Raw genomic sequence first — 11,663 nt, forward strand, 5'->3', positions numbered from 1 at the left:
TTCGGCGCTCAACGAAGTTTCGGCGCCGGGCGGAGAGCGGAGGTCACCTGCTGGCCGCGGGCTGCCCGAACCGGGTGACATACCGGCGCTGCCAGGGCGTTTCGACGGCGCGCGCCGCGTAGTGCTCCCGTACGTACCGCACCGCGTCCCCGGGCGGTACACCGTCCAGCACCGCGACACACGCCAGCGCCGTGCCGGTGCGGCCCCGGCCGCCGCCGCAGGCCACCTCGACGCGCTCGCTCGCGGCCCGCTCCCACACCTCGCGCAGCGCGGCGGCGGCCTCCTCGCGGTCCGACGGGCACCGGAAGTCGGGCCAGCGCAGCCAGCGGGCCTCCCAGTCGACCGGCGGCGGCTGATGGCCCAGCAGATACAGCGCGAAGGCGGGCGCGGGCCCCTCGGGAAGGGGATGGCGCAGCCCCCGGCCGCGGATGAGCCGCCCCGAGGGCAGTCGCAGCACGCCTGGCGCGGAAGGGTTCCAAGTGGCATTCACGGAGGGAGAGTAGCGGCGCGGACGGCGGCGCGGCAGGGGGCACGGGGCGCTGTCCCCGACATCATGATCACTGCTTAGGGTGACCGCATGGACATAGGAGTCAACGTTCCGAACTTCGGCCCGGGCACCCGGCCGGATGTGCTGCGTCAGTGGGCGAAAACCGTGGAGGGGCTGGGGTTCGACCTGCTGATGGTCTCGGACCACGTCGCGGTCACCCCCGATGTGGCAGAGCAGTACCCCGCCCCGTTCTACGAGCCCTTCACCACCCTTTCCTGGCTGGCCGGGATCACCGACCGGGTGCGGCTGGGCACCACCGTGCTGGTCGTCCCGTACCGGCATCCGCTCCTCATCGCCCGTATGGCCGCCAACCTCAACCAGCTCAGCGGGGGACGCCTGGTCCTCGGCGTCGGCGTGGGATGGGCGAAGCAGGAGTACGAGGCGCTGGGCGTGGAGTTCGGGCAGCGCGGAAAACTGACCGACGAGGCCCTCCGGACCATCCGCACGGCCTGGGAGAACGACGCGGACTACCGCAGCGGGGAGATACCGGTCTGGGTCGGCGGCAACAGCGACGCCGCGCTGCGCCGGGCGGTACGGCACGGCCAGGCGTGGCACCCCATCTGGTTCACGATCGACTGGCTGCGCGAGGCGCTGGACCGGATGAAGGGCATCGCGGACGAGCTGGGCCGGCCGGTGCCGGGGCTCGCCCCGCGCGTGGTGCTGAAGCTCACCGACGAGCCGGTCACCGGCCCCGAACGCCCGGCCGGGCAGGGCACGATCGACCAGGTCATGGACGACATCGAGGAACTGCGCCGGCTGGGCGCCGAGTCGGTCCTGCTCGACCCGTTCAACGGCGACCCGGAGGAGACCTGCCACCCGGAGGCGGCCTGGCAGGCGCTCGCCGCGGTGGCCGCCCGCCGGGGCGAGGTGAGTTGATCAGCCGCTGGAGGGCCGGGGGAGCGATGGCCGATGGCCTCGCGCCGGCCCTCGTGGCGGGCGCGGCTAACCCACGCGCTCGATGCGTGCGTTGCGGATCAGGTTCTTTCCGGGCTCACGGACCTGCTCGAAGGCTGCGTTGTTGAGCAGCGCGCAGCTGCCCGACGTCGAGGTGACGGAGACCGTCGTGGACTTGTCGTTGTCCAGATTGGTCACCTTGAGCTTGGTGCCGGCCGGGAACTGGTTGCTGGACGCGGCCGGTGTTCCGCCCTCGCCGGACAGGGTGACCGTCGAGCCCGCGCAGACCACGTCGCCGCCGTCGGCGTCCCCGGAAGCCGCCGTGCCGTCGGAGGTCGCCGTGTCCTCGGCCGCGTCCCCGCCGCCCGGCGAGGACACGGCGGCGGGGGCGTCCACGGCGCAACCGGACGCCTGCTGCTTCCGCTTGATCTCCTCGATGACCGCCTGCCGGTTGGCGATCCGGGCGTCCGACTGGGCGTCCGGATTCGCCCGCTGGCCGGCGATGAACTTCTCGTTGTTGGCCAGGGCCTGAGTCAAACCGTCGCATGCGGTCGACGCCGACTTGACCGAACTCGGTCCGGTGTCGGCGTTACCGCTGGTCGCCATCACTCCGGCTCCCGTACCGGCCAGCGCGACCGCGCCGACCAGCAGCATCAGCTTCTTCGGGCGACCGAGGGCTCTTCTGCGCGCCATGTGTGACTCCTTCGCTGGGTTCACGAACCCATACGCGCCGGAGCCCCGGTCGTCTCACGGATTCTCACACCGCGTGGCGCGCAGGTCGTGGCCGTCGGCCGTCAGACAGCGCCCGGTGGTCAGGTCGTAGCGCCAGCCGTGCAGGGTGCAGGTGAGCACATCGCCCTCGATCTGCCCGAACCGGCCGAGGTCGGCGCGCAGATGGGGGCAGCGGCGCTGGATCCGCCAGCCGTCGAGTTCGATGTCCTGGCCGTCGTCCTCGCCGGAGGCGTAGTAGTTCTCGACGTACTCGATGCGCTCCATGGACAGGCACTTGAAGAACACGTACAGGAACTCGTTGTACGGCCCGATGCGGCTTGCGGTGAACCGCAGCGACAGCAGCAGGCTGTTGGACCAGTCGACCTCGCGCTTGACGACGTTGGTGGCCACCAGGTCGCCCGTGGTGGACAGCGTGTAGCGGCAGCGCTCGCCGTTCCACTCCCGTACCTCCCGCGCCGGGAAGTCGACCACGATCGGGATCTCGCCCACGTCCAGCCGGACGGGACCGCCGACTCCCGCGCAGATGTGGTCCGCGCGCGCCAGCAGCGGCTCCCACCACTGCTTCAGCTCGGCCAGCAGCCGCTTCCGCGACAGCGCGGGGGTGCGCGAGGCGCGTTCGGCGGCGAGGGCCGGGCGCTGGCGGCGGGCGAAGTCGCGCAGATAGGCGCGCTTGTCGCCGAAGATGCGGTCGATCTCCTTGTCGGTGTGGCGATGGGTGAGTTTGCAGGCGGTGCCCTCCGGCTCCGCGACCGTGCCCGGCAGCAGCAGATGCGCCGGGACATCCGGCCGCGCCTGCGCGAGCTGGGTCAGGAACTCCCGCTGGTCGGTGAAGATGGACTCGCCGTCGCGGCCGGTGCCGTTGAACTCGAAGAGCGCGTCGTCGAGGAAGCACGGCGGACCGGCGTTGGGGAAGACGTGTGCCGCTTCGACCGCGTCGATGTAACGCAGCGCGCGGTCGAACTGGCCCTGCCGCTTGCGGGCGGCGAACTCCCGCTTCGCGGAGTCCGGCAGCTGGTAGACCATCGGGTACCAGATCGCCCCGGAGAACTGCACGAAGTACGCGTCGACCTCGCCGAACGCACGGATCGCCGGGATGTCCAGCGGATGCGCGTCGTTCTGGTTGAGGAGCACGGTCCTGCCGTCGTCCAGCGAGAGCGCGGAGTCGCCGATCGGGCCGTCGCCGGGGCCGGTGAGGGCGGTGATCATGATGCGCAGGCCGTCGCGCTCGACCGGCTTTCCGCTCTCGGTGCGCAGGAACCGGGTGAATCCGAGCGCGCGCAGCTCGCGTTCCAGCTCATCGGTGGCGAAGGCGGGCAGCAGCACGGTGATGTCCTTGCGCACATTGCGGCGCAGGTTCTGTGCGTCGAAGTGGTCCCGGTGCAGATGGGAGACGTACAGATAGTCCGCGGCCCGCCCGTAGTGCGCCCAGTCCAGGTCCGTGTTGTCCGGGAACGGAAACCACGAGCCGAAGAAGGCGGGGTTGACCCAGGGATCGCACAGAACCGATCCCGCCGCGGTTTCGATGAAGAGTCCTGCATGTCCAAGTCCGGTGATACGCATACCGCAGCACCCCAACCAGCTCGTCAGGTATGTCGGACAAGTCCGACTCTCCCGGTGATTCGGGTGGTGTGCATCCGCAGGTGCGCTCGGCGGGTGACCCGGTACCCGATCACCTGGTGAGGAAGCGGATGTGCGGGCGCCCGTCCGGGCCGTCCGGGGTGACGGCCGTGCGCACCCCGTAGACCTCGGCGATCAGCTCCTCGGTGAGGACGTCCCCCGGGGCGCCCGCGGCCGCCACCCGCCCCTCCCGCAACACCAGCAGCGCGTCGCAGTACATCGCCGCCAGGTTCAGATCGTGCAGCGCGATCACCGTGGTGACCGGCAGGTCCGCCACGAGGGCCAGCAGATCGAGCTGGTGCTGGATGTCGAGGTGGTTGGTCGGCTCGTCCAGCAGCAGCTCCCGGGGCGCTTGCGCGAGGGCGCGGGCGATCTGGGCCCGCTGGCGCTCACCGCCGGAGAGGGTGTGCCACGACTGCTCGGCCCGGTCCGCGAGACCGGTGCGCTCCAGGGCGTGGCGTACCGCTTCCTCGTCCGCCGCCGACGTCCCCGACCAGGGGCGGCGGTGCGGGATGCGGCCGAGGCCCACCACCTCGCGCACGGTCAGCTCGGACTGGGTGACGGCGTTCTGCTCGACCACCGCGATCCGGCGAGCGACCGCCCTGCGGCGCAGATCCGCCATCGGGCGGCCGTCGAGCGTGACCACGCCCGAGGCGGGGGCCAGCACCCCGGCCAGCAGCCGCAGCAGCGTCGACTTGCCCGAGCCGTTCGGCCCCAGCAGCCCGACGCACGACCCCGGCGCCGGGGCGAGGCTCACCCCGTCCACGATCAGCCGTCCGCCCGCGGCGCGCGCCACGCGCTCCGCGCGCAGGCCCACTCCGGCGCCCGCGTCCGCACTCATGCCGTCCCCGCTCATGCCGTCCCGGCCTTCCGGGTGCGGTACAGGACCAGGACGAAGGCCGGTACGCCGATCAGCGAGGTGACCACGCCCACCGGCACCTCCTGCGGGTCGAGCACGGTACGGGCCAGGGTGTCGACCCACACCAGGAACACCGCTCCGGTCAGCGCCGTCACCGGCAGCAGCCGGGCGTGTCCGGAACCCACCAGGGCGCGGGCGGCGTGCGGAAGCACCAGCCCGACGAAGCCGATCGCCCCCGCCGAGCTGACCAGCGCCGCGGTCAGCAGCGCGGTGACGGTCAGCAGGACGATCCGGGTGCGGGCCACCCGTACGCCCAGGGTGGCCGCCGCGTCCTGCCCGAACGCGAACGCGTCCAGCGCGTGGGCGTGCACACCGCACACCAGCAGCGCCACGGCCAGCACCGCCAGCCCCACCCACACCTCGGCCCAGCCCACGTTCGCCAGCGAGCCGAGCAGCCAGAACAACACTCCGCGGGTCTGCTCCGCGTCCGCCGTCGTCATCACGACGAACGACGTCAGCGCCGAGAACAACTGCATCGCGGCCACCCCGGACAGCACCACCCGGTCCGTCGTGCCGCCCAGCACCTGGCTGAGCACCAGCACCAGCGCGAACGACACCACCGCCCCCGCGAAGGCACCGGCCGAGACGGACACCGCCCCGCCCCCGGCCCCCAGCACCACCACCGCGACCGCGCCGGTGGACGCGCCCGAGGAGACACCCAGGACGAAGGGGTCCGCGAGCGGGTTGCGCAGCAGCGACTGCATCACCGCCCCGCACACCGCGAGCCCGGCCCCGCACACCGCGGCGAGCAGCGTCCGCGGCAGCCGCAGATCCCACACGATGCCGTCCCGGATCGGCGTCAGCCCGGTGGTGCCCCAGCCCAGATGGGACGCGACCGTGGCCCACACATCGCCGACCCGGATATCGGCCGGGCCGATCGTGATGGCGAAGGCGATCGACAGCGGCAGCGCCACGGACCCGGCCGCCCACAGCGCCGGGTACCGCAGCCGTCGTACGCGCACAGCGGCCGTACCGGACGTACCAGCCGTACCGGTCACCGGTCGAGACCGAAGCGGCGCAGCGCGGCGGCCACCTTCTCGATGCCGTCGACCGTACGGATCGACGGATTCATGGCCTGCCCGCTGAGCAGGACGTACCGCTTGTGGCGGACGGCGTCCATCGAGCGGGTGACCGGATTGGACTCCAGGAACGCGATCTTCTTCGCGGCGGTCTCGGCCGACTCCTGCTTCCGGGAGAGGTCGCCGAGCACCAGGACGTCGGGGTTCCGCTCGGCCACCGTCTCCCAGTTGATCTGCGGCCATTCCTCATGGGCGTCGTCGAAGGCGTTCTTCGCGCCGACCGCGTCGGTGATGATGCCGGGGGCGCCGCAACAGCCCGCCATATAGGGGGAGTCGGAGTTGGCGAACCAGTAGAGCAGGGAGGCGCCGGACGCGTCGATGCCCCGGGTGGCCTTGGCGACCCGGGACTTCAGCTTGCCGACGAGCGCGTCGCCGCGCTTCTCCACGCCGAAGACCTTGGCCAGGTCGCGGATCTCACCGTAGACGTGGCCCATGGTCAGCGGGGTGGTGCGGCTGCCGTCGCCGTCCCCGCTGTTGTCCTTGGCGCAGTCGGCGGGGGAGACGTACGTCGGCACACCGAGCTTCTCGAACTGCTCACGGGTGGCCACCCCGCCCTTGCCCAGCGTGGACTCGAAGGACGCGGACACGAAGTCCGGCTCCTTGGCGAGCACCTTCTCGAAGGAGGGCGCGTTGTCGGCGAGCCGGGGCACGGTGGCGTTCGCCGTGCGCAGCCCGGGCAGGACGGGATCGGTCCAGGTGGCGGTGGCCGACATCCGGTCGGCGAGCCCCAGGGAGAGCAGGATCTCCGTCGAGCCCTGGTTGAGCGACACCGCCCGCCGGGGCGGTGCGTCGATGCGCACCTTCTGTCCGCAGTCGCTCACGGTGCGCGGGTATCCGGGGGCGTCCCCGGAAGGTCCGGCGGACGCCTTGGGGCCGCCGCCGCACGCGGTCAGCAGCAGGGCGCCGGTCAGCAACAGGGTGGCGCGTCGGGCGGGACGTGCTATCGGCACTGGTGGTGGTTCCTCTGGCGAAGGGCGTTCATGGCTGGGTCGGCTCCCCCGGGGCGGAGCCGAAGCCGGCGCGGCGGGTGGGTCAGTGGCGGGGGAGTCCGAGCGGATGCCGCCCCTCATGGGCGCTGGGTGCCGGAACGGCGGGCTGAGCCATGGCGACCTCCTGGGAACACGCGTCCCGGTTGTTGGTACTCGCACGACGGCGCCGGGTCTGACTCGCCCGCCGGACGCCCCGCATCAGGAGGCTTTCCACCGGACACACAGTGGCGCGACCGTGCCGGGTTCTCACCGGGCTTCCGTCACGCCGTCGTTTTCCATGAGACCGTAACGCGCGACACCCGGCCGCCGCTACGGCGCGGTCGCCGGAAGCGGCGCCCCTACGTGGGCGAATGGTATGGAAAAGGGGAACAAGGTGGTGCATGTCACCCTGCTGGCGCCCGCGGTCAACGCGGCCCTGCGGCAGGTGCGATTCGACGATGCCCCGCCGGACGCGGCCGCCGCGCGGCGGGCCCGGTCCGCCGCGGGCGCCCTGCCGCATCACGACGTGACGTTCACCGCACCCTCGGCGCGCTGCCGTGGCACCGCGGAAGCCCTCTCCCTGGACCCGGCGGTGGCGCCCGGACTGCGCGACCTCGACGTGGGCCGCTGGCGCGGCCGGTCCCTGGACGAGGTGGGGCGGGAGGCGCCCGAGGACGTCGCCGCCTGGCTGGCCGACCCGGCGGCGGCGCCGCACGGCGGTGAATCGCTGCTGGAGCTGATCGAACGGACCGGTGCCTGGCTGGAGTCGAGGGCCGGGCAGGACGGACGGGTGCTCGCCGTCGCCGAACCCGCCGTGATCCGCGCCGCCCTGGTCCACGCTCTGGACCTGCCCCCGCTGACCTTCTGGCGGCTGGACGTCGCCCCGCTCACGGCGACCGCGCTGAGCGGCCGCTCCTGCCGGTGGAACCTGCGCTGCGGCGAGCCGCTGACCGCCCCGGAGTGAGCGGGCCGCACCGCGATTCCCGGCCGCGTCACAACAGCCGCGCTCCGCGGTGAGCGCGACGCCGATCCCGCCCGTATGAAGAGGGAGGGCCCTTGCCGGCCGAGCCCTGGCTCTGGTTGTCGGCGACGCGCTGGATCGACGTAAGGAGACGTGGTGGTGAAGCACACGCGGCGAGGCGTGCGCCATGCAGTACGGTACGCGGCCGTCGGTGCCATGGTCTGTGGCGGACTGCTGGTCGCCCAGACCTCACCGGGCGGATCGGCGCACGGGGCGGAGAGCGGCGGCTCCTCGCAGGTCCTGGACGGGGAGAACGCCCAGGGCGGCGGAAGAACCGATCTCGGGAGCCGGCTGGTTTCCGAGCTGGGCGCGTCCCGTACGGCCGGGAACTGGGTGGCCGCGGACGGGAAGCCGGTGGTCGCGGTGACCGACGCGGACGCGGCCGACGAGGTCAGCCGGGCCGGGGCACGGCCCAAGCGGGTGCGGTACAGCATGGACCGGCTGAAATCCGCCACAGAGACGCTGCGCTCGGCGCCCCGGGTGGCCGGCACCGCCTGGATGGTCGACCCGAAGTCCAACAAGGTGATGGTGCTGGGCGACAGCACCGTCTCCACCTCCGACTGGTCACGGATGAAGGACATGGCCGCGCCGATGGGCGACGAGGTGAGCATGCGGCGCACCACGGGGACGTTCACCACCAAGACCAACGGCGCGGCCCCGATCTTCACCAACGGCAGCCGCTGCTCGGCCGGTTTCAACGTCACCAACGGCCAGACCGGCTTCATCCTGACGGCCGGGCACTGCGGCCCGCCCGGAACGCCCTGGTTCCAGGACAGCTCGGGCAAGACCAGCATCGGCACCACCGTGCAGACCAACTTCCCCGGCAACGACTTCTCCCTGGTGCGCTACGACAACACCAAGCTCGTCCAGAACAGCATCCTGGACGTGGGCAACAGCCAGCAGGTGAAGATCACCAACGCCGCCGACCCGACCGTGGGTCAGGAGGTCTTCCGCAGCGGCGCCACCTCCGGACTGCGCTCCGGCAAGGTGACGGGGCTGAACGCGACGGTGAACTACCCCGAGGGCAGCGTCAGCGGGCTGATCCAGACCACCGTGTGCGCCGAGCCCGGGGACAGCGGCGGTCCGCTCTTCGTCGGGAACACGGCGCTCGGCGTGACCTCGGGCGGCAGCGGCGACTGCACCAAGGGCGGGGTGACCTTCTTCCAGCCCGTGACCAAGGCGATGACGGCGCTCGGCGTGACCATCCCGGGCACCAGGATCGGTGAGGCGGGCGGCTCGGCCGACAATTCCGCCATCGCCTCGGGCGCGCAGACCGCTCAGGACGACGCGACGTCGTTCGACGGCATCATGGAGCGGGTGCGGGCGTTCGGCCCCGGCCTGTGGATCATCGCCGGTGGCGTCGTCGGCTTCGCCATCAGCCTGCGCCCGCGCCGGCGGCGGTACAACGGATACCGTGCCGGCTGGGGGTGACCGGGCACCGGCCGGCACGGGCCGTTCGGCCGGTGCTTCCTGGAGACCCACGCCTCAGCCTTCCGGGACGTCGAGCAGCACGATCCGCTGGGCGCCCCTGGCCTCCCCGGGGTACCGACTGACCAGATCCAGGCGCAGACGGGAGGTGCGCACCGGGTCGAAGGTGACGACGGTCGGCTCGCCGGAGGCGTCGGCCCAGGTGACCTCCGCCCCGCGGACCGGGGTGAAGCGGCGGCCGTCCCAGGCCGACACGGTGATCGAGGCGGGCAGGGTGTGCGTCGCGTCGAGGGTGAAGGACGCCTCGACGCGGCGCACTCGGCGTTTCCTGGCCCAGGTCACCGAGACCCAGTCGGCCTTCCTGGCCCCTTCGAAGGCGGGCAGCAGCGCGGTGGCGGGCTTGTGGAAGGCGTTGGACCAGCCGGTGGCCGGGTCGCCGTCCAGCATGGCGGCGGGCAGGGTGTCGGGTGAGCCCGAGTAGCCGGCGTCGGCCAGCGGGTACGTCGGTGCGGCTGGTCCCGGGTCGGGGGTGAAGGGCGGGGGAGGGGTGACCCGGGCGGACGTTCCACCGGTGGCGCGGATGGTGGTGGTGGCTTTGCGCAGTCCCGTGGAGCGGGCGGTGAGGGTGAGGGGTCCGGGTTTGGTGCCGGTGCGGATGATGGCCAGGGCTTTGCCGTGGTAGGCGGTGCGGGTGCCGGCCTGGTAGCGCTCGGCGCTCTCCTGGCGGCCGTTGTCGACGCCTGCCAGCGCGCCGCCGGACACCTGGAAGGAGATGAGGTGGTCGGCGTCGGGGACGACCACGCCGTGTGCGTCGACCACTTCGGCGGTGACGAAGCACAGTGACCGGCCATCCGCGCTGATGGTCTTGCGGTCCGAGGTGAGGCGGAGTGCGTCGGGTCGTCCTGCCGTACGCAGCACATCGGTGGCCACGACGCGGCCGTCGCGGCGGGCCACCGCTTTGAGCTCACCGGGTGCGAAGGGGACTTTCCAGGTGAGGTGGAGTTTGCCCGCGCTGCCGTTGGGGCTGGTGTAGCTGCCGGGGTAGGGGCCGGAGGTGACGGTTTTGTCGTCGCCGGTGGCTTCGGTGGTTTCCAGGTAGGTGCGGCCGTCGGTGGTCTTCTTGGTGTCGAAGTGGCGTACGCCGAGGGAGTGGCCGTTGAGGAACAGTTCCACGGTGTCCACGTTGGCGTAGGCCCAGACCTCGACGGTCTCGCCCGGCCGGTGATCGGTCCAGTTCATCGGCACCAGATGCACCATCGGCTCACTCGTCCACTGGCTCCTGAACAGGTGGTACATGTCCTTGGGGAACCCGGCCGTGTCAACCGCGCCGAAGAAGGACGCCTTCACCGGGAACACGTCGTACGGGGTGGGCTCACCGATGTAGTCGATGCCCGACCACAGGAACTGCCCGGTGAAGAACTTCCGGTCGCGGTCCTTCTTCAGCCCGTACTCGCCGCTCATGGTCCAGGAGGCGAGGTTGTTGTCGTAGCTGGACGGCTCGCGCTTGCCGGGGGTGTGGTTCTCCCCGGTGTTGAGGTGTTCGGGCTCCTGATAGGCCCCGCGGGAAGAGGTTTCGGAGGAGGACTCGGACTCGAAGAGGAACAGGTGCGGATAGCGGGCGTGCAGGGCGTCCACCGAGGCCGCGGTGTTGTAGTTGAGGCCCAGCCCGTCCAGCTTGGCGAGCATGCGGTCGGCGGCGGAGCCGGGGGAGGGCAGGGAGCGGTACTTGTCGGAGCCGATCACGACCGGCCGGGTGTCATCGGCCTTCCTGACCGCGTCGATCAGCCGCTCCGCCATGCCCAGTCCGGCGGTGCTGGTGGAGTCGGGGATCTCGTTGCCGATGGACCACATGATGACGGCGGGGGAGTTGCGGGCGGCGCGCACCATCTCGGTGATGTCCGCCTCACAGTGCTCGTCGAAGAAGCGCCCGTAGTCGTACGGGTTCTTGCCGGTGCGCCAGCAGTCGAACGCCTCCACCAGCATGACGATGCCCAGCCGCTCGCAGATCTCGATCATCTCCGGGGCGGGCGGATTGTGCGAGGTGCGCAGGGCGTTGACGCCCATGCTCTTCATGATGGTCAGCTGGCGCAGCGCGGCGTCGGCGTGGAACGCGGCGCCGAGCGCTCCCAGGTCATGGTGGAGGTCGACGCCCTGGAGCTTGGCGTATTCGCCGTTGAGGGTGAGGCCGTGGTCGGGGTCGATGGTGACGTGGCGGATGCCGAAGGGGGTGCGGTAGCGGTCGGTGGTCTGGTCCCCGACCCGTAGCTCGGTCTCCAGGGTGTACCGATGGGGTGTGTCGAAGGACCACAGCCGTGGCTTCTCGACGGTCAGTTCCTGGGTGGCGTCGCGGGTGGTGTCCGCGACGACGGTGAGGGTGGAGCGGGTGTGGGCGACCGTTCGGCCGTCGGGGTCCTTGACCGTGGAGAGGACGGTGATGGACTTCTCGTCGCCCGACGCG

The 11,663-nt window shown here is 71.6% G+C and carries 10 protein-coding genes; 3 read left to right on the forward strand and 7 right to left on the reverse strand.

Going from position 1 to position 11,663, the window contains the following annotated elements; all coding sequences use genetic code 11:
- Positions 1 to 43: 43 nt before the first annotated feature.
- Positions 44 to 490 carry a protein-tyrosine phosphatase family protein gene (locus ACFZCY_RS26615; RefSeq protein ID WP_391178255.1) on the reverse strand — a complete coding sequence of 149 codons (447 nt, stop codon included), beginning with the start codon at positions 488 to 490 and terminating at the stop codon, positions 44 to 46.
- 87 nt (positions 491 to 577) lie between these two features.
- On the opposite strand from ACFZCY_RS26615, the gene ACFZCY_RS26620 reads away from it, so the two are divergent.
- A complete protein-coding gene (locus ACFZCY_RS26620) occupies positions 578 to 1,423 on the forward strand; it encodes an LLM class flavin-dependent oxidoreductase (RefSeq protein ID WP_391178258.1) in 846 nt (281 codons plus the stop codon).
- Between the two features lie 66 nt (positions 1,424 to 1,489).
- On the opposite strand, the gene ACFZCY_RS26625 is transcribed toward ACFZCY_RS26620, so the two are convergent.
- From ACFZCY_RS26625 to ACFZCY_RS26645, 5 genes are all read right to left on the reverse strand, one after another.
- Positions 1,490 to 2,134, reverse strand: a complete 645-nt coding sequence (locus tag ACFZCY_RS26625; protein WP_391178260.1) for a hypothetical protein — start codon at positions 2,132 to 2,134, stop codon at positions 1,490 to 1,492.
- Between the two features lie 54 nt (positions 2,135 to 2,188).
- Entirely contained in the window at positions 2,189 to 3,733 is a 1,545-nt protein-coding gene (locus ACFZCY_RS26630; RefSeq protein ID WP_391178263.1) for a Rieske 2Fe-2S domain-containing protein, read from the reverse strand.
- A gap of 109 nt (positions 3,734 to 3,842) precedes the next feature.
- Positions 3,843 to 4,631, reverse strand: coding sequence for an ATP-binding cassette domain-containing protein (locus tag ACFZCY_RS26635; protein ID WP_391178265.1), 789 nt, complete (start codon positions 4,629 to 4,631; stop codon positions 3,843 to 3,845).
- Between the two features lie 11 nt (positions 4,632 to 4,642).
- A complete protein-coding gene (locus tag ACFZCY_RS26640) occupies positions 4,643 to 5,707 on the reverse strand; it encodes an iron chelate uptake ABC transporter family permease subunit (protein ID WP_391178267.1) in 1,065 nt (354 codons plus the stop codon).
- On the reverse strand, positions 5,704 to 6,738 hold the full coding sequence (locus tag ACFZCY_RS26645; protein ID WP_391178270.1) for an ABC transporter substrate-binding protein: 1,035 nt from the start codon (positions 6,736 to 6,738) through the stop codon (positions 5,704 to 5,706). Before ACFZCY_RS26645 ends, ACFZCY_RS26640 begins: the two co-directional genes overlap by 4 nt.
- Before the next feature lie 412 nt (positions 6,739 to 7,150).
- Between ACFZCY_RS26645 and ACFZCY_RS26650 the strand changes: the two genes are divergently transcribed.
- Positions 7,151 to 7,720 (forward strand): histidine phosphatase family protein, encoded by a 570-nt coding sequence (locus ACFZCY_RS26650; protein WP_391178272.1) that lies wholly within the window; start codon positions 7,151 to 7,153, stop codon positions 7,718 to 7,720.
- A 213-nt stretch (positions 7,721 to 7,933) separates the two neighbouring features.
- On the forward strand, positions 7,934 to 9,208 hold the full coding sequence (locus tag ACFZCY_RS26655; protein ID WP_391178333.1) for a trypsin-like serine protease: 1,275 nt from the start codon (positions 7,934 to 7,936) through the stop codon (positions 9,206 to 9,208).
- Positions 9,209 to 9,262: 54 nt separating this feature from the next.
- Here the strand turns inward: ACFZCY_RS26655 and ACFZCY_RS26660 are convergent.
- The coding region (locus ACFZCY_RS26660) for a glycoside hydrolase family 2 TIM barrel-domain containing protein (protein WP_391178275.1) at positions 9,263 to 11,663 on the reverse strand (2,401 nt) is incomplete at its 5' end.

Source organism: Streptomyces sp. NPDC007983, assembly GCF_042958345.1.
Lineage (GTDB): Bacteria > Actinomycetota > Actinomycetes > Streptomycetales > Streptomycetaceae > Streptomyces.

Coding starts and splice junctions, on each gene's coding strand:
- ACFZCY_RS26620 (WP_391178258.1), top strand. CDS start 578: ATGGACATAGGAGTCAACGTTCCGAACTTCGGCCCGGGCACCCGGCCG.
- ACFZCY_RS26625 (WP_391178260.1), bottom strand. CDS start 2,134: ATGGCGCGCAGAAGAGCCCTCGGTCGCCCGAAGAAGCTGATGCTGCTG.
- ACFZCY_RS26630 (WP_391178263.1), bottom strand. CDS start 3,733: ATGCGTATCACCGGACTTGGACATGCAGGACTCTTCATCGAAACCGCG.
- ACFZCY_RS26635 (WP_391178265.1), bottom strand. CDS start 4,631: ATGAGTGCGGACGCGGGCGCCGGAGTGGGCCTGCGCGCGGAGCGCGTG.
- ACFZCY_RS26655 (WP_391178333.1), top strand. CDS start 7,934: ATGGTCTGTGGCGGACTGCTGGTCGCCCAGACCTCACCGGGCGGATCG.